The organism is Nocardia sp. NPDC004860 (genome assembly GCF_040609015.1).
Taxonomy (GTDB): Bacteria; Actinomycetota; Actinomycetes; order Mycobacteriales; family Mycobacteriaceae; genus Nocardia.
Genome location: NZ_JBEXJI010000003.1, coordinates 147,844 through 172,006, shown reverse-complemented (window position 1 = coordinate 172,006; position 24,163 = coordinate 147,844). Strand labels below are relative to the sequence as shown.

Annotated in this window: 24 protein-coding genes and 2 pseudogenes; 12 read left to right on the top strand and 14 right to left on the bottom strand. The window is 67.4% G+C overall.

Going from position 1 to position 24,163, the window contains the following annotated elements; translation table 11 throughout:
- Window positions 1–213: 213 nt before the first annotated feature.
- A complete protein-coding gene (locus tag ABZV44_RS08430; RefSeq protein ID WP_354833432.1) occupies window positions 214–1,410 on the bottom strand; it encodes a DUF885 domain-containing protein in 1,197 nt (398 codons plus the stop codon).
- A gap of 303 nt (window positions 1,411–1,713) precedes the next feature.
- Here ABZV44_RS08430 and coaA point away from each other — a divergent pair, with 303 nt between their 5' ends.
- On the top strand, window positions 1,714–2,646 hold the full coding sequence (gene coaA, locus ABZV44_RS08425) for a type I pantothenate kinase (protein WP_354833430.1): 933 nt from the start codon (window positions 1,714–1,716) through the stop codon (window positions 2,644–2,646).
- 141 nt (window positions 2,647–2,787) lie between these two features.
- On the opposite strand, the gene ABZV44_RS08420 is transcribed toward coaA, so the two are convergent.
- Together ABZV44_RS08420 and ABZV44_RS08415 are read right to left on the bottom strand one after the other, a co-directional pair.
- A complete protein-coding gene (locus ABZV44_RS08420) occupies window positions 2,788–3,393 on the bottom strand; it encodes a hypothetical protein (protein ID WP_354833428.1) in 606 nt (201 codons plus the stop codon).
- Between the two features lie 80 nt (window positions 3,394–3,473).
- Window positions 3,474–4,253, bottom strand: a complete 780-nt coding sequence (locus ABZV44_RS08415; protein ID WP_354833426.1) for an isoprenyl transferase — start codon at window positions 4,251–4,253, stop codon at window positions 3,474–3,476.
- 144 nt (window positions 4,254–4,397) lie between these two features.
- On the opposite strand from ABZV44_RS08415, the gene ABZV44_RS08410 reads away from it, so the two are divergent.
- The 3 genes from ABZV44_RS08410 (at window position 4,398) to ABZV44_RS08400 (ending at window position 7,452) form a co-directional block, all read left to right on the top strand.
- A complete protein-coding gene (locus ABZV44_RS08410) occupies window positions 4,398–5,105 on the top strand; it encodes a hemolysin III family protein (protein WP_354833425.1) in 708 nt (235 codons plus the stop codon).
- Between the two features lie 58 nt (window positions 5,106–5,163).
- Window positions 5,164–6,738: an adenylate/guanylate cyclase domain-containing protein gene (locus ABZV44_RS08405; protein ID WP_354833423.1), complete on the top strand. Its 1,575-nt coding sequence runs from the start codon at window positions 5,164–5,166 to the stop codon at window positions 6,736–6,738.
- 237 nt (window positions 6,739–6,975) lie between these two features.
- Window positions 6,976–7,452 carry a hypothetical protein gene (locus ABZV44_RS08400; protein WP_354833421.1) on the top strand — a complete coding sequence of 159 codons (477 nt, stop codon included), beginning with the start codon at window positions 6,976–6,978 and terminating at the stop codon, window positions 7,450–7,452.
- A 25-nt stretch (window positions 7,453–7,477) separates the two neighbouring features.
- Here the strand turns inward: ABZV44_RS08400 and ABZV44_RS08395 are convergent, their stop codons facing one another.
- The 3 genes from ABZV44_RS08395 to ABZV44_RS08385 form a co-directional block, all read right to left on the bottom strand.
- Window positions 7,478–9,565 carry a thioredoxin domain-containing protein gene (locus ABZV44_RS08395; protein WP_354833419.1) on the bottom strand — a complete coding sequence of 696 codons (2,088 nt, stop codon included), beginning with the start codon at window positions 9,563–9,565 and terminating at the stop codon, window positions 7,478–7,480.
- A 66-nt stretch (window positions 9,566–9,631) separates the two neighbouring features.
- Window positions 9,632–9,844, bottom strand: a complete 213-nt coding sequence (locus tag ABZV44_RS08390) for a hypothetical protein (protein WP_354833417.1) — start codon at window positions 9,842–9,844, stop codon at window positions 9,632–9,634.
- Complete coding sequence (locus tag ABZV44_RS08385; protein WP_354833415.1) at window positions 9,841–10,419, bottom strand: alpha/beta fold hydrolase; 579 nt, start codon at window positions 10,417–10,419, stop codon at window positions 9,841–9,843. Before ABZV44_RS08385 ends, ABZV44_RS08390 begins: the two co-directional genes overlap by 4 nt.
- A gap of 231 nt (window positions 10,420–10,650) precedes the next feature.
- On the opposite strand from ABZV44_RS08385, the gene ABZV44_RS08380 reads away from it, so the two are divergent.
- Complete coding sequence (locus ABZV44_RS08380) at window positions 10,651–11,562, top strand: LysR family transcriptional regulator (RefSeq protein ID WP_354833413.1); 912 nt, start codon at window positions 10,651–10,653, stop codon at window positions 11,560–11,562.
- 68 nt (window positions 11,563–11,630) lie between these two features.
- Here ABZV44_RS08380 and ABZV44_RS08375 read toward each other — a convergent pair whose 3' ends face one another.
- Entirely contained in the window at window positions 11,631–11,777 is a 147-nt protein-coding gene (locus tag ABZV44_RS08375; RefSeq protein WP_354833411.1) for an SDR family oxidoreductase, read from the bottom strand.
- Window positions 11,778–11,785: 8 nt separating this feature from the next.
- Between ABZV44_RS08375 and ABZV44_RS08370 the strand changes: the two are divergent.
- A pseudogene (locus tag ABZV44_RS08370) lies at window positions 11,786–11,872 on the top strand (PadR family transcriptional regulator); the annotation flags it as partial.
- A 3-nt stretch (window positions 11,873–11,875) separates the two neighbouring features.
- Here ABZV44_RS08370 and ABZV44_RS08365 read toward each other — a convergent pair.
- Window positions 11,876–12,364: a DoxX family protein gene (locus tag ABZV44_RS08365; protein WP_354833410.1), complete on the bottom strand. Its 489-nt coding sequence runs from the start codon at window positions 12,362–12,364 to the stop codon at window positions 11,876–11,878.
- Window positions 12,365–12,495: 131 nt separating this feature from the next.
- Here ABZV44_RS08365 and ABZV44_RS08360 point away from each other — a divergent pair.
- Window positions 12,496–12,699: pseudogene (locus ABZV44_RS08360) on the top strand (helix-turn-helix transcriptional regulator); the annotation flags it as partial.
- Window positions 12,700–12,786: 87 nt separating this feature from the next.
- On the opposite strand, the gene ABZV44_RS08355 reads toward ABZV44_RS08360, so the two are convergent.
- The 4 genes from ABZV44_RS08355 to ABZV44_RS08340 all read right to left on the bottom strand — a co-directional run bounded on the left by ABZV44_RS08355 (window position 12,787) and on the right by ABZV44_RS08340 (window position 17,419).
- Window positions 12,787–14,007 (bottom strand): acyl-CoA dehydrogenase family protein, encoded by a 1,221-nt coding sequence (locus ABZV44_RS08355; RefSeq protein ID WP_354833408.1) that lies wholly within the window; start codon window positions 14,005–14,007, stop codon window positions 12,787–12,789.
- A complete protein-coding gene (locus tag ABZV44_RS08350; protein ID WP_354833406.1) occupies window positions 14,007–15,059 on the bottom strand; it encodes a phosphotransferase family protein in 1,053 nt (350 codons plus the stop codon). The genes ABZV44_RS08355 and ABZV44_RS08350 overlap by 1 nt, the downstream gene beginning before the upstream one ends.
- Window positions 15,052–15,864 carry an SDR family oxidoreductase gene (locus tag ABZV44_RS08345; protein ID WP_354833404.1) on the bottom strand — a complete coding sequence of 271 codons (813 nt, stop codon included), beginning with the start codon at window positions 15,862–15,864 and terminating at the stop codon, window positions 15,052–15,054. Before ABZV44_RS08345 ends, ABZV44_RS08350 begins: the two co-directional genes overlap by 8 nt.
- Before the next feature lie 91 nt (window positions 15,865–15,955).
- Window positions 15,956–17,419 carry an MFS transporter gene (locus ABZV44_RS08340; protein WP_354833403.1) on the bottom strand — a complete coding sequence of 488 codons (1,464 nt, stop codon included), beginning with the start codon at window positions 17,417–17,419 and terminating at the stop codon, window positions 15,956–15,958.
- A 229-nt stretch (window positions 17,420–17,648) separates the two neighbouring features.
- On the opposite strand from ABZV44_RS08340, the gene ABZV44_RS08335 reads away from it, so the two are divergent.
- The 5 genes from ABZV44_RS08335 to ABZV44_RS08315 all read left to right on the top strand — a co-directional run bounded on the left by ABZV44_RS08335 (window position 17,649) and on the right by ABZV44_RS08315 (window position 22,310).
- Window positions 17,649–19,172, top strand: coding sequence for an NAD(P)/FAD-dependent oxidoreductase (locus tag ABZV44_RS08335; protein ID WP_354833401.1), 1,524 nt, complete (start codon window positions 17,649–17,651; stop codon window positions 19,170–19,172).
- Between the two features lie 19 nt (window positions 19,173–19,191).
- Complete coding sequence (locus tag ABZV44_RS08330) at window positions 19,192–20,097, top strand: alpha/beta hydrolase (RefSeq protein ID WP_354833399.1); 906 nt, start codon at window positions 19,192–19,194, stop codon at window positions 20,095–20,097.
- 45 nt (window positions 20,098–20,142) lie between these two features.
- Window positions 20,143–20,859, top strand: coding sequence for a TetR/AcrR family transcriptional regulator (locus tag ABZV44_RS08325; protein ID WP_354833397.1), 717 nt, complete (start codon window positions 20,143–20,145; stop codon window positions 20,857–20,859).
- A gap of 275 nt (window positions 20,860–21,134) precedes the next feature.
- Entirely contained in the window at window positions 21,135–21,392 is a 258-nt protein-coding gene (locus ABZV44_RS08320; RefSeq protein ID WP_354833395.1) for an FAD-dependent oxidoreductase, read from the top strand.
- Window positions 21,393–21,599: 207 nt separating this feature from the next.
- Complete coding sequence (locus tag ABZV44_RS08315) at window positions 21,600–22,310, top strand: hypothetical protein (RefSeq protein ID WP_354833393.1); 711 nt, start codon at window positions 21,600–21,602, stop codon at window positions 22,308–22,310.
- Between the two features lie 76 nt (window positions 22,311–22,386).
- Here ABZV44_RS08315 and ABZV44_RS08310 read toward each other — a convergent pair whose 3' ends face one another.
- The gene (locus ABZV44_RS08310) at window positions 22,387–23,910 is read right to left on the bottom strand and encodes an AMP-binding protein (RefSeq protein WP_354834068.1); all 1,524 of its coding nucleotides are present in this window, start codon (window positions 23,908–23,910) and stop codon (window positions 22,387–22,389) included.
- Window positions 23,911–23,962: 52 nt separating this feature from the next.
- Entirely contained in the window at window positions 23,963–24,157 is a 195-nt protein-coding gene (locus ABZV44_RS08305) for a hypothetical protein (protein ID WP_354833392.1), read from the bottom strand.
- Window positions 24,158–24,163 lie beyond the last annotated feature (6 nt).

Genomic DNA, 24,163 nt, shown 5'->3' with positions numbered 1-24,163 from the left:
AAATCTCGGTAATGTATCGCCGCGCTGGCACAAGTTACGCCAGTGACATTGGCCCATCCGAACTTTCGAGGAATCTTTCATGAGCGCTGACGCCACCACCATCCAGACTCTGATCTTCACCCTGCTCCGGACCATGTGCACCATGTCCAGCGGCGGCACGTCCTGTTCCAGCTGGGGCGCGTAAGCACCAATCAGGACGTCGGGGAGTACCCCTCACAGCCGGCGGATCGCGCCGGGTGTGAGGGGTTCGTCCAAGAGACGGCGAAAACGCTCGGACCGGTCTTCCGGATCGGCTGCCCGGTCCAGCCACCCTCCCAGCAATCGATATCCCTCCACATATGTGGAGATATAGGCCCGCCACAGCGGCGATGACAGGAATCGCAGCGATTGCGCGGCCCGCTCCGGGGTGACCAGACTCCAGCGCTGCAGAAATTCCGACACCTCGCCGGCATCCCGCCGGCGATCGTGCAGCAGCAGCGCGGCATCCTGGCGCACACTCAGCAGATTCGCGGACGCGTTCGAAATCCTTTCGGCGCGTTCGCCATCGAAGCGCAGCCCCAGGTCCGCGTAGATCTCCTGCGCCCAGCGGCCCCAGCCCGGGCCGACGATCGACTTCAGGGCCAGATCGGCCAGCCCCTCCGCCATCAGGCACTGCGGGGTGTTCACCAGGAACAGCGTCTGCTCGGCCTGCCCCGCGCCCACCAGCCCGGCCTCTTTCCGGCAGTGCTCGGTGTGATGACCCGGGTAGGCCTCGTGCGCGATCAACTGCGGCAGCTGTGACATGTGCTGCTTGAGATCGGAATTGATGGCCACCCGGGATTGGTAGTTGCCCAGGTAATAGTTGAAGCCCGACCACGGCTTGTCGCCCACCACTTCGTATTCCACGTGCTCGTTGTCCGGCAGCGGATAGCGGTCGCGCACGAGTTCCCGCAGCGCGCCGGAGAACGCGGCCACGCATTCCTTCAGGCGTTCGGGCGGGATCTCGTCCTGGCGGCGATGCACGGTAATGCGGTCGAGCAGTTCGCCGTCACCGGGCAGCACCTCGTCCAGCTGCCGGTGTGCCTCGCGGTAGTTCTCGGTATCGCCGGGGGTGATGTCCACGTCGAAGTAGGCGCGGACCTCGTCGATGAAGTTGATGTCCTCGCCGGCGAATTTGCGGCCCGAGCATTCCATCGCCCGCAGGTGCGCATCCAGGAATTCGACGCGCTCCGCGGGCAGGCCCGCCTCGGGCAGTTCCTTGCGCAGTGCGGCTGCCCCGTGGGCGATATCACGCGGCTCCGGCGCGGGCGCGTTCTCCACCTCGCGGCGCAGGCCGGGATCGCCGGTATAGGCGTCCACGAAACCCTCTTCGAGCCGGTCGAATGCCAGACCCAGCCGCAGATATTCAGTGACCAGTGGATGCGCTGCCATAGTCCGACCCTATGCGATCCGATCGCTGCGGGCGGGGCGGATCAGGCTGTCGCACAACCTCACCGGACATGCCCGGCCACTGAGATGTAGTCCATCTCACTCTGGTTACCCGCCAGTAGCAACACCTGGTGTTCACCCGAATGTTGGAGCCGAGCACAATTCGGCTATGCGTGGAGTGTTGGCCGGATCGCCGGGCACGGCGACGATGCGGCTTCCCGAGAGCTGTTGTTGTCGGCCGGCCCGAATGCGGGGACACGAGTCCCGAGTGCGGGGGCGCGGGTCTCGACTGCGGGGACACGAATAATGGCGCGGATGAGCGAGCCCAGCCCCTACGTGGAATTCGACCGCAAGCAGTGGCGCACCCTGCGCAAGTCGACTCCCCTGGTCCTCACCGAGGAAGAACTGATCGGCCTGCGCGGCCTGGGTGAGCAGATCGACCTCGAGGAGGTGGCCGAGGTCTACCTCCCCCTGGCCCGTCTCATCCACCTCCAGGTCGCGGCCCGGCAGCGCCTGTTCGCCGCCACCGCCACCTTCCTCGGCGAGACCCACCCGGACCGCCAGGTGCCGTTCGTCATCGGCGTGGCGGGCTCGGTGGCCGTCGGCAAGTCCACCACCGCGCGTGTGCTGCAGGCGCTGCTGGCGCGCTGGGACCACCATCCGCGGGTGGATCTGGTCACCACCGACGGATTCCTGTACCCGACAGCCGAACTCACCCGGCGCGGCATCATGCACCGCAAGGGCTTCCCGGAGTCCTACGACCGGCGCAAGCTGCTGCGCTTCGTCACCGAGGTGAAATCCGGTGCGCACGAAGTGTGCGCGCCCGTCTACTCCCACATCGCCTACGACATCGTGCCCGGCGAATACCACTGCGTGCGCCAGCCCGACATTCTCATCGTCGAGGGGCTGAACGTGCTGCAGACCGGGCCGCGGCTGATGGTGTCGGACCTGTTCGACTTCTCGGTCTATGTCGACGCCCGCATCGAGGATATCGAGAACTGGTACGTGCAGCGCTTCCTGTCGCTGCGCAAGACCGCCTTCCAGGATCCGAATTCGCACTTCCACCACTACGCGAACTTCAACGACCAGGAAGCCACCAACCAGGCCAAGGAAATCTGGCACAACACCAACCGCCCGAATCTGGTGGAGAACATCCTGCCGACGCGCCCGCGCGCGACGCTGGTGCTGCGCAAGGACTCCGACCACTCCATCAACCGGCTGCGACTCCGGAAACTCTGAGCTCCCCCGCCTCCCCGAGACTTCAGCGGACGGCTGAGTGCCGTCGGCAGTTTCGTATCCGTGCCTGCGTTGGGAGCCGAACCTATTTTGGACGTACCCGGCGAGTTACCCTCGCCTCACGAAATCAGTCGTCGCGTTGGTTCATAGCTTCCAGGCGGCATCCAGTCGCGCGCCGACGTCGATATTTGTGGCCGCCTGGATGTGTGGTTTGCGGATCTCCGTGGCGATGTAGCGCGCGACGAAGCGGCGGATCTCGTGGTCGACGCTGGCGAGAATGCGCAGCAATTCGCCGCGGCGGGTCGCGCTGGCGACATTGATGCGGACATTGCTGGGCTGCGGCTCGTCGATTTCGATGAGCACCCGCAGCGGCTCCGCGGTGCGGACGGTCAGGTGCAGGTGAATGGTGCCGTCCACCCGGAACGGATACCGGTCCACCGCCAGGTCGATGAGCAGGTCGACCTTGAGCGGGATCACCAGGTCGAACGAAATCAGGTCGTCCACTTCGCGATTCAGCCGTGGCCGCCCGAGCCGCACGGCGGCCGAGAGTTTCGCGAGCTTGCCGGGGCCCGCCCCGATCGGCCCGAATTCGAACGCCTCCCCCGTGAGCTTCTCGAACGCCCCCGCTATCCGCTCGGTGGAGGCGGCGTATTCCAGGAATCGGCGGCCGAAGTCCTCGTAGCTGATGTACGGCACCGCCACGACCTGGCTCTCGGCCGGGCCACTCAGCCCTTCACGCAGCTCGCTCATACTCCCCGACGGTACGGCAGCGACCGTCCCGCGAACACGGAAGCCATTGCACTGCAATGGAACCGTTGATTCGCCGTGTTCTACACCCCGAAGCGGCGGTGCCGCGCCGCGTAATCGCGCAGGGCGCGCAGGAAATCCACGCGCCGGAATTCCGGCCAGTACGCCTCGGTGAACCAGATCTCCGAATACGCGCTCTGCCACAACAGGAATCCCGACAGCCGCTGCTCACCGGAGGTGCGGATGACGAGATCGGGGTCGGGCTGGCCCGAGGTGTAGAGATGCTGGCCGATGGCGTCGACGGTGATGGACTGGACCAGATCCTCGCCGGTCTCTCCCGCGTCCATCTCCTGGCGGACCAGCGAGCGCACCGCGTCGGCGATCTCCTGACGGCCGCCGTAACCGATGGCGACATTGACGTGCACGCCGGTGCGGCCCTCGGTGCTCTTGGCCGCCTCGCTCAGGCGCCGGGCGAACTCGGCGGGCAGCTGATCGAGGGCGCCCACGATGCGGACGCTCCAATTCTGTTCCGGCGCAGAGAGTTCGTCGACGACGTCGGTGATGACCTCGAAGAGGGTCTCGAGCTCGTCGGAGTCGCGGCGCAGATTCTCGGTGGAGAGCAGGTAGAGGGTCACCATCTCGATGCCCGCCTCGCCACACCAGCCCACGAGTTCGGCGATCTTCAGCGCACCGACTCGATGGCCATGGCTGATATCGCTGAACCCGTTCTCCCGCGCCCACCGCCGGTTGCCATCGCACATCACGGCGACGTGCCGGGGATGTTGTTTGCCAGCCAGCTGCCTGGACAGCCGTGACTCGTATATGCGATATGGGAGTCCACGCACCTGACTCGCAATCTTCACGGCCGCAACCCTACGCCCCCGGAACGAATGGCGGAGCGACCGGGACAGACCAGCGAAACACCCGGGGCCCGTCGTGACGACAGCCACTATGAGAGGTGGCCCACCGCCAACCTACGCTACCGTAGGTTACCGAGGAGGAAACTGATGACCGAGGCAGTACAGCCGGTCGATCCGGCGGTGGGGATCATCGAAACCGTCCGCGAGGAGCTGGAACTCATCAAGCCCCGCATGCGCGGATGGATTCACGCCTGGGCCGTGGGCGTCGCCGCCATCGCGGTGATCGTGCTGGTGTCGGTGGCGATCACCGTGTCGGCGCAGGCCGCCTGGTCGACGCTGGTCTACGGGATCACGGTGTGCGGGGTTTTCGGGATCAGCGCGACCTATCACCGGGTGAACTGGAAGACCGCGCGGGCCCGCATGTGGATGAAGCGGGCGGACCATTCCATGATCTTCCTGTTCATCGCGGGCAGTTACACGCCGTTCGCCCTGCTCGGGGTGCGGGGCAGCGCCGGGACCATCCTGCTGGCCATCGTCTGGGCGGGGGCGCTGGCGGGGGTAGCGCTGAAGATGCTGTGGCCCACCGCCCCCCGCTGGGTAGGGGTGCCGCTGTACCTGCTGCTGGGGTGGGCCATCGTGCCGGTGGCCGGGACGCTCATCGGGCATGTCGGCTGGACGCCGGTGATCTTGCTGCTCGCGGGCGGTATCGCCTACAGCGTGGGCGGGATCCTGTACGCGTCGCGCTGGCCGGACCCGTGGCCGGAGGTCTTCGGGCATCACGAGTTCTTCCACGCGGCAACGGTGGTCGCGTGGCTGTGCCACTACGTTGCCATCTGGTTCGTGCTGTTGCGCTGATCCGAGCAATTACTCACAAACGTGCAATCCGAGGCGAACGTTCTCTAAAGTCTGCGACGTGACCAGCAGACTCATCCTGTGGGCGCTGCGGGCGCCGGGGGGTCTGTCTGCTGTCGTCATGGCGTGCAATCTCGGTGGCCTCGCGGTGATCACCACCGAACTCTTCCTGAGTGGTTTCCTGAGCCGGCTCGGACCGGACTGGATGGCCACCTTCATTCAGGTATCGATCTATCCGGCCATCGGCGCGCTGGTCGGCATCATGCTCGCGGTGCGGGATCGGCACCACTATTTCAGCTGGCTGGACCAGCACCGGCCACCGACCGAGGTCGAGGCGAAACGGCTGCTGCGGCTGCCGGTCGCGATCACCGGACGGGCCCTGGCCATCTGGCTGCCGGGTGTGTTCGTGGCCGCGTTCGTCTTCGCGCACGCCACCGAGGACCGCAGCTTCCCGGTGGTGCTGTCGATGTTCACCCTGGGCGGGCTGGAGTCGGCGGCGCTCACCTTCCTGATCGTGGACCGGCTGACCCGGCCGACCATTCCGGTGGTGGCCGAGGTGCTGGACGAGACCGCGCACTGGAGCAATACCGTGCTGGCCCGGGTGCTGGTCACCTTCGCGGTAGCGGGCGCGGTGCCGCTGTTCATGCTGATCACCGTGCTGGCCGACCCGTCCACCGATGCCCAGGACCGCATCCGGACCGGGATCTACATGGCCATCGTCGGCCTGTCCGCGGGCGCGGTGGCGACGGCGGCGCTGGCCCGGGCGGTGGCCACGCCCATGCACACGCTGCGCGACGCGCTGGACCGGATCGCCCGCGGCGATCTCGACGCCCGGGTGACGATCAACAGCACCAGCGAGATCGGGCGGCTCGAGCATTCGGTGAACGAGCTGGCCGCCAATCTCAGTGAGCGCGAGCGCATGCGGACCGTCTTCGGCCGGCACGTGGGCACCGAGGTGGCCGAGCGGGCGCTGTCGGGCAGCCCCAGCCTGACCGGCGACATGCGGGTGGCGACCGCGCTGTTCGTGGACGTGACCGGGTCGGTGGCCATGGCCACCGAGCTCGCCCCGCATGATTTCGTGGCCAAGCTGAATCGGCTGCTGTCCATCGTGGTGGCGGCCACCGAGGACAACCAGGGCCTGGTCAACAAGTTCGAAGGCGATGCGGCGCTGTGCATTTTCGGCGCACCCATCGCGCTCGACGACAATGCCACCCCGGCGCTGCGGGCCGCCCGCCGCATACGCGACGAGGTGGCCGCGCTGGGCGAGCTCGATGTGGGCATCGGCATCGCGCGCGGGCTGGTGTTCGCCGGCGATGTCGGCACCGACACCCGGCTGGAGTTCACCGTCATCGGCGACGCGGTCAACGAGGCGGCCCGCCTCACCACCGAGGCCAAACTGGTGCCGCGCCGCATTCTGGCCAGTCAGGCGGTCATAGACGCCGCCTGCGACGCCGAGCGCACGCAGTGGATCCTGCACGACACTCTCCACCTCCGCGGCCGCAAGGAACCCACTCCGGGCTGGACCGACGTGGTGTCCCCCGCAGCGCCCCACCGCAACGGCAGTGCCCCGCAGGCCGGCCCCCGACCGGCCGCACCCCCGTCTTCGGAGTCCGCCGGCCGGGCCGCGGATCGCTAATCATCAACCCGCGCAAGGGTCGGCATTGCACCTGGCGGGACCTGGCAATTCTCCGGTGAGAAACTTGAACCGAACACCTCCGGGACTGTATGACCGCCCGCTCCGGGCGGCAACGGATTAAGCACCGGCGGCACGGCCGGGCTCGGCCCATCGAATCGCGGTGTCGTACCTGAGGACTGGGCGCTTGTCGTACTCGCGGGGGATTCGGTGCGGATCGGGACGCCGGACAGTAGCGCTATGAATGAAATCGGCGCGTTCGAGCGGACTTCGGCGGCGGTGTGGGCGCGGCCGCAGCGGGCGGTACTGGCTTATCGAGCGATCGTGGTCGCGCTGATCGCGGGCGTGGGCGAGACGTTGGGACGCGTCGCGCTCGCCCTCGATGAGCCCGGGGCCCACCTGGCCGGCCTCGCACTCGGGCTGCCGATCCGGGCGGCGATCTATCTGACGGTCTTCGCGCTGGCGGCCCGCATGCTGGCCGGAAACCTGTGGGCGCGAGGGATTCTCGTGGTGGGGTTGGGCACGCTCGGCCTGGCCTCGCTGGCGGTCGAGCCGCTGCGGGCAGCGCTGACGGCCGAGCACCTCGGCGACCTCTTCACGCACTGGACCCCGAATGCGGTGATACTCGGGCTGTTTCGCGCCGCCCACATCATCGCGGTGCTCGTCGCGGTGCCCGCCGCGGTCAAGGCCGGGCACCGCGTCGACAACGCGACCTGAACGCCGGCCGTGCCGGCAGCGGCGATCAGGCGGTGGGCGGGGGCAGCAGTCCGGCGCGCACATCCTCGACCGTGGTGACCGGGAGGTCGCAGACCGAACCGCGGCAGATGTAGGCGGCGGAGGTGTCGCGCACCGGCGGCCGGTCGGCCAGCAGCGGCTGGGAGCCGACGGGGCCGGACACGATCACCGATCCGCCCGGTGCGGCGGCGCGGGCGGCCGCCACCAGCGTTGCGGCCCAGCCGGATTCGCCGTCCGGGCCGTCCACCACGGCCACCTGGATCGGGCCGCGCAGGGCGGCCTCGGCGACGGCGAGCCAGTGGCCGGCCGAGCGGGGCGCGCGAGCCAGCAGCACCGCACCCCGGGTCAAGGTGTGATCGGCCAGCTGCCGGTAGCGGTCGGCCCGCTGCGGATCGATGAGGGCGGCCGCGGTGAGCAGTGCCTCCGCGAGAACCGCGGTGCCGGACGGGGTCGCGCCGTCCAGCGGGTCGCGTGGCCGGGTCAGCAGGGTCTCGGCGTCGTCGGCGGTGTCGAACCAGCTGCCGGAGGTTTCCGGATCGGCGAAGTGGGCGATGGCGGCGTCCAGCAGATCCTGCGCCGCGTCCAGCCAGTCGCCCTCGGCGGTCTGATGCAGCGCGAGCAACCCCAGCGCCAGCCACGCGTAATCCTCCAGCACGCCCGGAGCCGCACCGGGCACGCCGCCCAGCGAGGCGCGGCAGACGCGGCCGCCGCTCATATGGGTGTCGAGCAGGAAGCGGGCGCACCGGACGGCGGCCGCGATCCACTCCGGATATCCGTGTGCCGCACCGGCTTCCGCGAGCGCGACAATGGCCATGCCGTTCCAGGCGGTGACCACCTTGTCGTCCCGATCCGGCTGCGGGCGGCGCGCACGGGCGGCGGACAGCTTCGCCCGGATCGCCTCGAACCGCTCGTAATCGGCCGGTTTCGGATCGGTGTACCGGGTCAGCACCGAGGTGCCGTGCTCGAAGGTGCCCGCCGTGGTGACATTGAAAACCTCTGCCGCCCAGGCACCGTCGAGCGCGCCGAGCACGCCGTTGAGCTCGGCGGGCGTCCACACGTAGGTGGCTCCCTCAACCCCGGGCCCGCCCGGTTCCAGGTGGGTGTCCGCGTCCAGCGCCGAGGCGAAGGCCCCCTGCTCGGTACCGAGGTCCGTCAGCAGGAATTGCACGGTCTCACGAGTCACCCGCAGCGCCAGCGGTTCCCACGCATCGGTCGCACGCTCATCGGCCGACTCGTCAAACCCCCGCCGGGCCAGATGCGCGTACACGCGCAGCAGCTGCGCATTGTCGTAGAGCATCTTCTCGAAGTGCGGCACCACCCACGCCGCATCCACCGAGTACCGCGCGAACCCGCCCCGCAGCTGGTCGTAGATGCCGCCGCGCGCCATCGACTCGCAGGTGAACGAAACAGTCTGCAACACGGTCGGATTGCCGGTCACCTCGTAATGCCGGAGCAGTCCCTCCAGCAGGGCCGACGCCGGGAACTTGGGTGCGCCCCCGAACCCGCCGTGCCGGCCGTCCACATCCTTCAACACGGCGCCGACCGCATGCTCGAGCAACTCCGGCCCGACCCCGATCTCCGCATCCGGCAGCCCCGCGGTCTGTTGCCGCAGCGCGTCGGCCACCTGCGCCGCCGCCGTGTTCACCTCGTCGCGCCGGTTCCGCCACGTCTCGCTCACCGCCGTCAGCACCTGGGTGAACGACGGCATCCCGTGCCGCGGCGTCTTCGGGTAATACGTCCCGCAATAGAACGGCTCCCCCTCCGGCGTCAGGAAGCAGGTCATCGGCCACCCACCCTGCCCGGTCATGGCCACGGTGGCATTCATGTACACCGCGTCCAGATCAGGCCGCTCCTCCCGATCCACCTTGATACACACGAAGTTCTCGTTCATGACCGCCGCCGTGGCCTCGTCCTCGAACGACTCGTGCGCCATCACATGACACCAGTGGCACGACGCGTACCCGATCGACAGCAGAATCGGCACATCCCGCTCGGCCGCCTCGGCCAACGCCTCCGCATCCCACTCCCGCCAGTGCACCGGATTCCCAGCATGCTGACGCAAGTAAGGCGATGTCGCGCTGCCCAATCGGTTCATATCCCCACCCTTCCACACCCGGCGCTCACGCAACACGACCCGGAGGCGACCTCGCGCGGGTCGGGATCAGTGGGCGAGCCAGCCGCCCAAGCGGCGGGTGAGGAACGGCATGACGATCCACACCATGGCCGCGACGCTGATCGGGATGAGCAGGGCGAGCCTCAGCGGCGTCGGCCAGGATGCGAGCACCGGGCCCAGAATCGTTGCCAGAACGGTGATTACCGGATAGATGCCGCACACGGTGAGCAGCCACAGCTTCCAGCGGACGGGCTGGTTCATCGACCGGCGTCCAGGCAGTCGACGACCAGCCGGACGGCTTCGGGGAGCTGGATGTGGTCATCGGGGGCGGCGCCCAGGTGGCCGCCGGTCGGCAGGATCAGGGCGGTGGCGCCGAGCTCGCGGACCAGGACATTGACGTGCTCGAGCGGGTCCGGGGCATTGACGGGGTCGTCGATCGCTTGCAGAACGCGGAACTGCCCGGCCGTCCGGCGGATGTGCGACCAGTCGAAATCGTCCTTGAAGAATTCCGCGAGCAGGTCGTAGCCGACCTCGTGCACCGACGCCGAGACCAGGACCACGCCGGCGAAAACCCCGGTGCCCGGGTCGTGTGCTTCGAGCATACGCAGGACATTGACCGCGCCGATGCTGTGACCGACGAGCACGATGTCCCGGGCCGGGCCCGCCGCCGCCGCGGTGAGTGTCTCGCGCCACGGATCGAGCCGCGGCGCGTCGGTGCCGGGCAGGTTGGGGATCACGACGCGGTGCCCCCTGCCTTCGAGCTCGGCCTCGAAGGCAGGGAACCACACGCTGTCGTCACGCGCCCCCAAGCCGTGCGAAACAACGATCGTGCTCATGAGGTACTCCTCGATCTCGAAATGTCGGATGCGGTCGCACCGCATCCGCTGGCACCGTATTGCCGACGCCCCGGCCGTCGTTCCGGCCACGATGCAATTGTGCTGGCCTGCAACCGATTTGAGAAACAAGGATCCGAGGCCGGTCCACAAGTCAGGCTTGTGGCAACCCTTTGCACAGCGGAGACGGGCTTGCGCACCGCCTCGACAGTCCTGACGCTCTACGATCCCGGTGTGCCCCACCTCGACACCCAGCACGTGCGCTCCTTCGTGGCCGTCGCGCAGGAATCGAACATCACCCGTGCCGCCGCGAAGCTCCACCTGACACAGCAGGCTGTCTCGCTGCACGTCCAGCAGTTGGAGCGCAGTCTCGGTGTGAGCCTGCTGATCCGGACACCACGGGGTGTGGTGCTGACTCCGGCCGGCGCGGAACTGGCCACGGGCGGCGCGGAAATCCTCACCGACCTGAACGCACTGGCACTGCGTGTCCAGACCGTGGCCCAGCGTCAGGAAGGGCGGCTGCGCGTGGCCTGCTGCCCCTACGCGGCAACCGACTTCGCCACGAATATCGCCGATGCCCTCGAAATCGCGGTCCCGGGCCTGCGTGTCGACCTACTGACCATTCCGGCCACGCAGAACGGCTGGCAATTGCTGTTGTCGGAAGCGGCCGACGTCGCATTCATGTGGCCACCAGCCGACCATGATCAATTGGAACGCGCGAATGTCCGCGCCGATACCCGCATGGTCGCGCTACCCGGCAAGCACCGCCTCGCACATCGCGAGGCCGTGACACTGGCCGACCTCGCCGACGACCCGGTCGTGATGCCCGAACTCTTCCTCCCCGAGGACGCCCGCGGCCGCCGAACGGCCGCCCCGGACACCGCGGCCGCCGCTCGGGTACCCATGCTCAACGATCTACACGACGCGATCCTCTTGGTAGCTCGTGGTCGCGGCATAGTCCTGGCCCCCGAACCGTTCGGCCGTGCGGCCGCTGTCCCCGGAGTGCGCTGGCTGCCGGTGACCGACGCCGAACCCGCCTACATGGCCGCCCTGTGGCTGCCCCGGGGCCCGGTCGGCCTGATCTCCCGACTGGTCGCCGAGGTGCGCACCGCAACCGGCTGGGCCGACGAGCCCGCCGCTTCCTGAATACCGCTCTGCTACAACGCGATCCTCGTTCATCATTGTCGCGCTGGTCATCTATCGATCGACGGCCGCTACTGTGCGCCGATGGCCGGGCTGACGGCGGTGCCGCCGCTCACATCGACCACATTGGCGGTGATCCAGCGGGCGTCCTCGGAGGCGAGAAAGGCCACCACATCGGCGATATCGGCAGGCTGCCCCACCCGGCCCAGCGCGGTCATGACACTGATACCGGCCCGCACCCGGACGCACCGCGCTGGCCGAGGACCGGCGCGCCTTGCGCGGGCTCGCCCGCGAAGTCCTCGGCGAGGATTGAACTTCAGTGTGACGCAGCCGATCTCGCGGTGGCCGTCAGGCGCGCGTCCACCGACCAGGACCCGGCACCGACGAGCAGCAGGAATACGCTGCCGCACAGTTGCGCGAAATCCAGGCGGGCTTCGTGCAGAAAATCACCGAACCCGGATTCGCGGGCGAACAGCGGCGCGTCGCCCCACACGATAGGAAGTTTCGTGATCAGCAGCGCGCCGACCATGTCCACGATCATCGGCACAACCGCGAGACGGGTGACAAGTCCGGCCAGAATCAGTGCACCGCACACGATTTCGAACACCCCATCGACAGGGGCGAAGAACCCCGGAGCCGGGATGCCGGCCTTGTCGAACCGGCCGGCGCCCAGAGTGTCGGGGCGGGTGAACTTCAGGATGCCCTCCGTGAGGAACACTACGCCCACGTAGACGCGGATCCAGATCACCGCCGCCGGTGCCGACGTCGCGATCAGCCGGGCTCGCCAAGTGCGGTTGTCGGACACGTCGAAACCCCTCTCCTGTCAGCCGAATCCTTCTGCGACCGCGGCCCGACCAGTACCGACGGCCCCGGCAGGGTGAATGCCGGCATTCCATCTCCCAGCCGCTCGATATCGGTACCGGCACCGGGCCGAAAGAGTTGACCACCCGCGAACGCGAAGCCGTGACCCTCGTCGCCCAGGGTTTGTCCAACGACGAGATCGCGGGCCGCATGGTCATCAGCCCGCTCACCGCGAAAACCCACGTCAACCGAGCCATGACCAAGCTCCACGCCCGCGATCGCGCCCAACTCGTGGTCCTCGCATACGAATCAGGCCTGGTTGCCCCGCGCAAATCCTGACATCGCGCAGCGCAGACCACCGACTCTACGCACCGGCGGTGTGCGACATCTCGGCGATGTTCCGCGCCGCCACCCGATGGCCGGCGGTCATCGGGCCGCCCTCTGGTTGCGCAGCTCGGTGCGTGCGAGCGTGCTCTTGTGCACCTCGTCCGGTCCGTCGGCGAACCGCAGGGAGCGGATGCTCGCGTAGGCGGCGGCCAGCGGGAAGTCCTGGGACAGGCCGCCGGCGCCGAATACCTGGATGGCCTTGTCCAGGATCCACTGCACGGTGGCCGGGGTGGCGATCTTGATCGCTTGGATCTCGGTGTGCGCGCCCTTGTTTCCGACCGTGTCCATCAGCCACGCGGTCTTCAGCACCAAGAGCCGGAGTTGCTCGATACGGACCCTGGACTCGGCGATCCAATCCCGCACCACGCCTTGCTCGGACAGCGGTTTTCCGAATGCGACCCGTTCGTCCGCCCGCGCGCACAGCAACGCGAGCGCACGCTCGGCGACGCCGATGGACCGCATGCAGTGGTGGATCCGGCCGGGTCCGAGCCGGGCCTGCGCGATGGCGAACCCGTCGCCCTCGTCAGCGATGAGGTTCTCGACCGGGATCCGCACATCGGTGAACGAGAGTTCCGCGTGGCCACCGTGGTCATGGTCGTCGTAACCCAGGACATGCATGGCCCGATGGATCTCGAATCCCGGGGTATCCCGTTCGACCAGGATCATCGACTGCTGACGGTGCCGCTGGGCGGAGGGGTCGGTCTTGCCCATCACGACGAAGATCTTGGCGTTCGGGTTCATCGCGCCGGTGATCCACCACTTGCGGCCATTGATGACGTACTCGTCGCCGTCCCGTTCGATCCGGGTCCCGATATTGGTGGCATCGGAGGAGGCCACATCCGGCTCGGTCATCGCGAAGGCGGAACGGATCTCGCCCTCGAGCAGCGGTTCGAGCCACTTCTCGCGCTGCTGTCCGCTGCCGAAGAGCGAGAGCACCTCCATGTTCCCGGTATCGGGGGCGGCGCAGTTCATCGCCGCCGGAGCCAAGTGACTGCGGCCGGAGATCTCCGCGACGGCGGCGTACTGCAGATTGGTGAGTCCCGCTCCCTCTTCGCCGGGCAGGAAGAGGTTCCACAGCCCGCGCCAGCGGGCCTCGGCCCGCAGCTCCCCGATGATCGGCACGGAGTCCCAGGCCCACTTGTCGTCGAGCTGGGCCAGTTGTTCCGCGAAGACCTTCTCCGCCGGGTAGACGTGGTCGTTCATGAACTCGAGCATCGTCTCCCGCAGCTCCGCGGTGAGGGGGTCATAGGCGAAGTACATCAGCGGACCTCGTGCAACGCGTCGAGACCGGCGTCGAGCAACGGGTGGATCGCCGCCCCCAGTTTGTCGAACCCCGCCCCGACCGTCTGGCCGTTGAGATACCGGAAATGAATGCCCTCGAGGATCGCGGCCAGCTTGAACGAAGCCAGACCGAGATAGAAACCGAACCGCGACAGGTCACGGCTACTGGCCCGGGCGTAGCGCTCGATGATCTCCTTCTCATCGAGGAAGCCCGGAGCCGAAGCCGCATCGGCGACCACCTCACCACCGAGCAATTCACCGAGCCGGTGATAGGTGAGCATCAGCGCCAGGTCGGTCAGCGGGTCGCCGAGCGTCGCCATCTCCCAGTCGAGCACCGCGGTGACCTGATCGCCGGAGTCGACGAGCAGGTTGTCGAGCCGGTAGTCACCGTGCACGATGCCGGTGGCCGACTCCTGCGGCACGTCGGCGGCCAGGCGCTCGTAGAGCGCGTCGGCCGCGGGAAGATCCCGGCTGTACGAGGCGTCGAGCTGTTTCTTCCAGAGATGCACCTGGCGTGCGAGATAGCCCTCCGGCTTGCCGAATTCGGCGAGGCCCACCTCCGGCGGGTCCACGCGGTGAAGTGCGGCCAGTGTGTCCACCAGATGCGTCGAGATCAGGCGAGTGCGTTCGACGCCGAGCGATTCCAGCTCCGCGGCCCGGCGGTAGGGCACACCGGCGCAGCGCTCCATCACATAGAAGGGCGCACCGATCACGGCGTCGTCCTGGCACAGCGCGTACACCATCGGCACCGGCACCGCGGTCTGCTGCAGCGCCCACATCACGCGGTACTCGCGGGCCATATCGTGCGCGGTGGCCAGCACGTGGCCGAGCGGTGGCCGGCGAACGATCCAGCTCGACGCGCCGTCGGTGACCCCGTAGGTCAGATTGGACCTGCCCCCGGCGATCAGGGACGCCCGCAATCGGCTTCCCGCACAGGGGATCTGGGCGGAGAACCAGGTACCGAGTCGCTCGAGGTCGAGGCCCGGGGGCGCCTGGACGTCCAGGTCGGAAGGCTGCCGGTTGTCAGACATTGATCGCACCCGCCGTCCGGAAGAGCCCGGCGTCACCCAGCCGCTGCCCGCCATCGATGACGAAGGTCTCCCCGGTCACCCAGCTCGCCGCGTCCGAAACCAGGAACGCGATCGCGGAGCCGACGTCGTCGGGCTCACCGATCCGCGACAACGCGGTAGCCGAATTCAATTGGTCCTCTTGCTCTTTCCACAGCGCTTCGGCCAATTTCGTCCGCACCACGCCTGGCGCGACGGCATTCACTCGCACCTGCGGCGACAACTCGAGCGCCAATTGCTTGGTGAGATGGATCAGTGCGGCCTTGGATGCGTTGTACACACCGAGGTTCGCCTCGAAACCCATCCCGCCGATCGACGCCGTATTGACCACGACGCCCCCGTGCTCCCCCATCCACGCGCGGGTCGCCACCGAGGTCCACAGGATCGGCGCCCACAGGTTCACCTCGAAGGTTTTGGCGAATCGGGCGTAGTCCTGGTCGCAGACCGGTCCATAGGCCGGGTTCGTCGCCGCATTGTTGACCAGGATGTCGACGCTGCCGAACCGTTCCAACGCCACGTCGATGCAGCACCGGGCCTCGTCCTCGTCGGCCGCGTGCGCGGCGAAACCGATTGCATTGCCGCCGATCTCGGCCGCCGCGGCATCCGCGGATTCCTGCCGGCGCGACGTCACGACCACGTTGCCGCCGGCTGCCGCAATCGCGTGCGCCGCCGCCAGACCGATGCCGCGGGAGGCGCCGGTGACGATCGCGGTCCGGCCGGTGAGATCGAATCGGCTTGTGTCAGCGCCGGTTCTGCTATGAGTCTGCAAGATTATCCTCTGTGTCGAATTCGGATGGCTGTCGCCGCGGGTGCCACGCCGCACCTGTCAGCGCCAGTGATGGTGTTGAGAGCCCGGTCGCTCATGCGAGCACTCCCGACTGCCGGAGCAGGGCCTTGAACTCGCCGTGATGACGTAGTTGAGAGACGAGCGTGGCGACCAGGATGAGCAGCGCACAAGCCAGCGTGACCAGGTAGCCCACCGTGTAGAGAGATGCCGTCGGCAGGTGGGTGGCCGGGTCGGTGCCGGCGCTGAGCACGCCGGTGATCAACGCGGAGCCGAAGGCGATGCCGATCGCCATCGTGGTGCCCGCCATCCCCGCGGCCATCCCGGCCTTGCGTTCCGGCACGAGCAGCTGCGGCACCGCGAAGGCGCCGCTGTATCCGGCGCGACTGCCGAGTCCGATGAGGGCGGCGCCGACGAGGTACTCCCACCACTGCCGATGGGCGACGACCAGAAAAGCGAGCCCGCAAGCGGAGATCGACGCGCCGAGGACGAGCACCTCGCCCGGACGGCCCTTGGCGACACGTTTCTCCGCGACCTTGCCGCTGATGAACATCGTCAGGGCGAAAGGAAGCATCAGCAGACCGGTGCCCAGGGCATCGATGCCGAGCCCGTAACCGGCGCCCCTCGGTGTCTGCGTGTAGTAACTGACCAGCAGGAGGAACCCGGCGTCCACGGCACCGAACAGACCCGCGGACAGCAACGCGACCCCGACGAACGGCATCTTGAGCAGCTTCAGATCGAAAACCGCTGTTGCCGAACGCCGTTGCGCGCGTATCCAGGTGATGCCGCCGACGATCCCGGCCACCAGCGGAACCAGCACGACGTCGCCCCACACCAGCCCCTGAGTGAAGGTGAGGAGCACGGCAGTGAGCCAGCCGAGCATCCAGACGGTGCCGAGAACGCCGATCTTGCCGGCCGATTCCGGCTTCGCGGACGGGACGATGATCATCAGGGCCACCGTCGTCGCCGCGGAGACCAGCACCAGGATCCAGAAGAAGCTCGCGATCGACAGACTGCGGACCGTCAGCCCGCCGCCGATCATGCCGGCGACGACACCGGTGCCGGTCGCCATGATCAGGACGCTGACGGCGGTCGAGACCTTGCTTCCGGGAAGGTGCCGGCGCAGGAATCCGATCGGCAACAGCTGCGCCGAGCTGCCGAATCCCAGTAGGGCACAGCCGAGAACGATTGTGGGGTACGAGTTTCCGATGGCCGGGATCAGCGCCCCCAGTGTCAGGACGCTGCCCGACAGCAGTGCGGTGGTGCGGTCGCTGAGGACGTCGGCGAGCCGTGGAAGCAGGACGAATCCAGCACCGCCACCCAGGGTCAAGGCCGTGAAGATCCAGGTCTCATCCGACAGGCCGAGTGCGAACCTCGCCTGCATCAACGGCAGCAGCGGCGGCAGCATGAACGTGACCGCGTTGGTGACGGTCGCGAGGAGCGCCGCGACGCCGATGAGCGATAGACGCTTCGATGCCGCGCTCGGCGGGGGTGGTGCCATCAGGCTGGCGATATCGAACGCCTGGTGATTGTGGGCCATCGTTTTCTCCAAGGGACGCCAGCTGTCTCAGCAAACTCGAATATGATTCGATTTCGAAGTAAGCTAAGTCACGATCCATCGGGTGTCAATGGACTCCACGGAAGGCATTGACGGACCTGCCGGCCGACTCCATACTCAAACTCGAATTGAGTTCTACTTCAGGGTATCGAAGCTGCCGCGGCGCACCGCACGTACCCCGTGTATCCCAGCCCCAGGAGATTTGACAAGCATGATCATCAAGCGCAATGGGCGCTCCACGGAACACCGTTCGAGGCACGTCGACGTCCTGGTCATCGGCGCCGGGATCTCCGGAATCGGCATCGCCCACCATCTGAAGTGTGAACGTCCAGGGACGTCGTTCGCGATCCTGGAGGCGCGCGAGGAGATCGGCGGCACCTGGAGCCTGTTCCGCTACCCGGGAATCAGATCCGACTCGGACATGCCCACCTTCGGCTACAGCTTCAAGCCGTGGACCAGCCCCCTGTCGATCGCCGAAGGGCCGTACATCCTCGAATACCTGCGCAAGACGGCCGAAGAATGCGGGATTCGCGAGCGAATTCGCTTCGGCCACAAGGTGGTTGCCGCCGACTTCGACACCGGCTCAGGGCTGTGGACGGTAACGGTCCACCGGACCGGCAGTCGGCGTCCCGCGACCTTCACCTCGCGCTTCCTGTTCCTCAGCACCGGTTACTACGACTACGAGTCCGCCTTCGTCCCCGACTTCGAGGGCATCGGCGAGTACAAGGGACGGGTCGTCCATCCGCAGTTCTGGCCCGACGACCTCGTCTACGCCGACAAGCGCGTAGTGGTGATCGGCAGCGGCGCCACGGCCGTCACCCTGATCCCCTCGATGACGCCACTGGCCAAGCACGTCACCATGCTCCAACGCTCGCCGAGCTACGTGCTCTCGGCCCCCGGCGTGGACGTCACCGCCCACCTCCTGAACAAGGTCGTCGGACCGGAGCGGGCACACCGGATCAGCCGGCGCAAGAACATCGCACTCGGCCGGGGACTCTTCAGAGCGAGCAAGCTGGCGCCGGGGTTGATGCGCAAGCTGCTCATCGCACAGGTTCGAGCTCAGCTGCCCGAGCACTTCGACGTCGACACGCATTTCACGCCGCGCTACAAGCCGTGGGAACAGCGCCTGTGCATGGTGCCGAACGGCGATCTGTTCAAGGCCATCTCCTCGGGGAAAGCGTCGGTGGTGACCGACCACATCGACAGGTTCACCGAGAACGGCATCCGGCTCCGGTCGGGCCAAAAGCTGGTCGCGGACGTGGTCGTCACGGCCACCGGACTCAATATGCTCCCGTTCGGCAGCATCACCCTCAGCGTCGACGGGCAGCAGGCCCATCTCCCGGACCTGGTCGCCTTCAAGGCGATGATGCTCTCGGGGATTCCCAACCTCGCCTACGCCGTCGGCTACAGCAATCTCTCCTGGACCCTCAAAGTCGAGCTGGTTGCCGAGCACTTCTGCCGATTGCTGGACCACATGAAGGCTTTCGGCTACGACACCGTCGTCCCGGTCCTGGACAATCCGGGCATGGAGCGGTTCCCGATCCTGGATCTCCAGGCGGGCTACGTCAACCGCGGAATCGGCGCATTCCCCCGGGCCGGCGACGAGGGGCCGTGGACCCTCGAACATGTCTACGAAAAGGACGTCGAGCGCCTGCGCCGTGGTCCCGTCGACGATCCTGCCCTCCATTTCACCACCGTGCGCAAGTCTGCCTTCGCCCGAGCCGGGAGCCGTTGAGAAAGCGATGACGAATTCGATGACACGCAAAGATCTCTCATTCACCAGTCACGGAATCACCTGTGCCGCATGGCATATCCCCGCCACGAGCACTGCCTTCGAACGGCGTTCCGGGCGGCCGTGCGTTGTCCTGGCACACGGATTCGGCGGAACCCGGGACACCGGCCTGCTGCCCTACGCCGAGTCGTTCGCGGCAGCCGGGCTGGACGCATTCGTCTTCGACTACCGCGGCTTCGGCGATTCCGAAGGCACGCCACGACAGCTCATTTCGTACCGCCGGCAACGACAGGACTACCACGCCGCGATCGATGCCGCGCGCCGCCTGCCCGGCGTCGACCCCGATCGAATCGCCCTGTGGGGCACCTCGTACTCGGCGGGCCATGCGATCGCGGTCGCCGCACAGTCACGTCGGATCGCGGCCGTGGTCTCGCTGACACCGGCAACCGACGGCCTGGCCGGCCTCGCCTTGATCGCGCGCAAGGACGGGGTCGGCCGCCTGGCTCGCCTCGCAGCACGGGGACTCGCCGATGCGGCGACCGTGATCACCGGCGGCCGGCCGCGCATGGTGCCCATCGTGGGACAACCCGGCAGCACGGCGATGATCACCGTGACGGGTGCGAAGGAGGCCTATACATCGTTCGCCGGACCCACGTGGCGCAACGAGATCGGTGCCCGCCATGCGCTGGAGGTCGCCCGCAACCGACCGACGATCTACGCCGAACAGGTGACCTGCCCGGTACTCGTCCAGATCGGCGAGGCCGACCGTGTCGTCCCGGTCGCCGCGGCCCATCGCATGGCGCGGAAACTCGGCGATCACGCTGTCGTCAAGGAGTACCCGGTCGATCACTTCGATGTCTATGACGGTGTGTGGCAACGACGTGCGCTCGCCGATCAGCTCGAGTTCTTCGGCCGGGTGCTCCGCTGATAATGTGTCGAATTGTGATCGACTTTCCGGCTGAGGGCAGTATCCATGGCTGAGACTGCCCGCTCCCCCAAGCGTTCGGCTTCGACCAGGAAGCCGAACGCGAAGGCCGCGCCGGCGGCCGATCGCATCCGCGCGAACAAGCACCAGGCACCCGCACGCCCGGACGCCGTCCTGCAGCGCCGCGGCGCCGAACGCGTCCAGGCCATCCTGGACGCGGCGGAGAGTCTGCTCGCCGAAGAAGGCTACGAGGCCGCGACCCTCAAGGCCATCGGCGAGCGGGCCGGCATCCCGATCGCGTCGGTCTATCACTACTTCTCGGACCGCCACCAGGTCGACACCGAGATCATCGGTCGCCACATTGCCGAACTGGATCAGCAGCTCTCGACTTCGCTCGACGGCGATGTCCGGCTGGACTCGGTACAGGATGTCGTCGATGCGGTGATCGATCCGATGCTCACCTATTTTCGTACCCACCCGAGCTGCGTTCAGCTGTGGTTCTCCGGGCGTAGCGACGCGGTGGCCGAACTCGTGCAGTCCTTCGACGAATCGACTGCCGAGCGAACGCTTCAGCTGGGCGTCCAACGCGAACTGCTCCGGCCGGACACGCCCCCGCTGGTGATTCAGCTGGCTTTCGAGGTCGGCAACCGCCTGTTCGACGTCGCATTCCGCCGGACACCGAACACCGGCGACGACGCCACCATCGCCGAGGCACGCCGCCTGCTCGGTCTCTATCTGGAGTCGTACGCCCCGAAGTCCGACTGACCTGCCGGCAAGATCCGACCACCTTTCACACCGCGCGGCGGCCTGGAGCCAGGTAACGCCTCGCGGTCCGAAGTCGCGCCCCGATTACCCCCCGTCAGGCCACGACCTCCCGCGCTGACGATGCGCCGAACCCGGGATCCGACCGGCTGCGCACTCCTCGATCCTTCATTCAGATCCCGACGCCTCCCCCATTGACATAGATCACACTTCTTCATAAAGTCGAATTCGAGTCGAGTTCCATTTCAACTCGATGAGCGGCCGGAACGGAGAAGGTCATGGCAGCCGATCACAGCGAGGTACGGGACATCGACGTTGTCGTCGTCGGCGCCGGACTCTCCGGCCTCACCGCCGCCCACCAGCTGGTACGGAAGGGGCGCTCGGTGGCGGTCCTCGAGGCCGGTGAGCGTGTCGGCGGGCGCGCGCTCAACCTCCAGTGGGCCGGCACCGAGGCCGCACCCCAGTTCGAGGGCTACCTCGAGGGCGCCGTCCGCGCGGCCGAGCGCGCCGTGACCGAGGCCCTCACCACGCTCTGACACTTGCCGACCCACTCGTCGGCGAGCCGCTGCGGCAGCAGCTGAAAGCCCTTCATTTGCGGGGGGCTTCAGCGGAACGGAGGTTCCAACGCTCTACCAAATCTAGTCGGCAAACAAGTCAGCAGAACCAACGACGACCCCAGTGTTGCCGCTCGATAACCCTGCGGCACTGTTCAATTCGCGTTTCTTGGAAGGTTCGGTTCACCGATGAGGAAGATCACCGCCTACACCGTCGCCGCCGCCGTCACACTCGGCGTGCTCATCTGCAATATACCCGACTCCAATGCCGTTCCGGCGCAGCCGATCCCGGCCCCGGCCGGTCCGGTCGATGCACAGCAGTCCGGTATCCGCTGGACCGCCGACCGCGTCGGCGACTCCGTGGTCGTCACGACCGATCTGGGCTCACTGGCCACCGACGGCGGCCAGTTCCAGGTCCTCGACTCGACCGGAAAGATCGTCGCCGGTCTGCCACTGAGCTACGACATACGCGGCCTGCGGTTCCCGATCGCAGCGAAGATCGACGGCAATACCGCCACCCTGACCCCGAGCACCGACCCGGCCGCGGCCGCCCCGGTCGACATGATCACCCTGCCCGCCGATCCGCTGCAGCCGGTCGATGCCCAGTTCGACGCCGATCTGGGCCGCGCCGCTGCCCAGTTCGGCCTGGCCACGGGCGTCGGGACCCTCCTCGGCACCATCGTCGGACTCGGCGGTGGCTGCATCCTGGGCGCGGTGGTCGGCGCCGCCCTGATGACGCCGATCTTCGTCCCCGGCTGGGTCGGCAGCTGTATCGCCGGCGCGGCGATCGGTACCGCGCTGGGGGCGGCGGCAGGCATCATCCTGCTGGGCGTGCCGGTGGGCATCGCCTCGGCGATCCAGTTCTTCCAGATGGAGAACGCACCGGCTCCCGCATCCTGACAGCCCTATGTGGTTGCGCCGGTAGCGATCTCGCCCGGCGCAACCACAAGATCCACTGGTCGGTCCCGGTGGGTCTTCATCGCAACGGAGCACCCCACCGCACCTGCCGGCGCAGATGGTTCTTGAGCAGTTTGCCCCCGGCATTGCGCGGTAGCGCCTCGGTGACAACCGTGGCGTACTGCGGAATCTTGAAGTCGGCGAGATGGTTTCGGCAATGCGCGAGCACGGCGGCGATATCGATCGGCGCCCGGTCTCCGAACAGGACGGCGCCGACCTTCTCCCCCATCACGTCGTCGGGTACGGCGAGCACCGCGGCGTCGGCGACACCGGGAGCGGACAGCAGTACCGCCTCCACCTCCACGCTCGAGATGTTCTCGCCGCCGCGGTTGATGATGTCCTTGATCCGGTCGATGATGCGCACGCGTCCGGCATCATCGATCCGGACGACATCGCCGGTGCGCAGCCAGCCGTCCACCATCGTTTCCGCGGTCGCCTCCGCTCGGTTCCAGTATCCCGCAGTGACATTCGGACCTCGGACCACCAGTTCTCCCGTGCCCGGTTCACCGTCGATCGGCACGATGCCCAGATCCACCGACGGCACCGCGTAGCCGACCGAATCGGCGTGCTCGATCGCGTCCCGGTCCGGCAGCACGGCGATCAAGGACGCCGTCTCCGTCATGCCGTAGCCGTTCATCACGGTCGCCTGGGGGAACGCCGCCTGCAACGCCTGTACCAGCGACGGCGCGATCGGCGCGCCACCGTACCCGACTATGCGGACCCGGGACACGTCCGCGTCGGCGAAATTCGGATGGCGGAGCAGCAGGGAGTACACCGCGGGCACCGTCACGAGGAAGGAAATGCGTTCCGCGGCAATAGCTTCGATCAAGGCGGGCAGGTCGAGTGCGGGCAGGATCACCGAGGTGCCGCCGGCGTACGCGGCGACCAGCAGCTGTGAATTGCAGGCCGTCACATGGAACAGGGGCACGGAGATGAGGGTGCGCAGGTCCGGGCCGGCGTCACGGGAGATGCCCGAACAGCGAATCATGTTCTCGGCGCTGGTGATGAATGCCTCGTGTGTCGTCGGAACGCCTTTCGGGTGTCCGGTCGTACCCGAGGTGTAGAAGAGCGCTGCCACATCACCGGCGTCGAGACCCTCCGCCACGTACGGATCACCGTCGGGCAGTGGAGTATCGGCCGCCAGATCGACCGTCACATCGGCGTCGTCGAGCACGAACTCCACCTCCGGTCGAGCCGAGCGCGTATTGACCGGCACCGCGATACCGCCCGCGAACACCGTGCCCCAGAAGGCCAGCACCCAGTTCGCACCGGCCGGATATCGCAGGGCGACTCGATCCCCGCGCCGCACGCCGAGCGCCCGTAGCCCACCGGCCACCCGAGACGCGCGTTCCCACAGCTGGGCATAGGTCAGCCGATCGCCGCCGATCTCGACAACCGCCTCGGCATCGGGGTGCGCGTCGGCATGCGCGCGCACCATGTCCGGCAACGTCGCCGGCACATCGGTGTAGTGCGCGATTCCCAGCGCGTCTCTGGTCAACGCCGATTGGTCGAAAGGGTTGCGCGAGCGCGTTATTTCAATGATCGCGGTGGTCATTCGGCGGCCTCCGGGCGGCGGCGCGAGTCGGCTACGGACATCATGGTGATCTCTCCTCTGTCATCGCTGGGGGAAGTCCGATTCGGCACAGGATGGCCCGCTGGACCACGGCCTCGACGATCTCGGCGCGCGGGGTGCCGACCTGCTCCACGGCGTCGTAGAGCGCCTTCGGTCCGGCCCAGTCCTCGGGCGCGAAAGCGCTTGCGCGCGTATCGCTCTCGTCCAGCGTCGGCACCGGGAC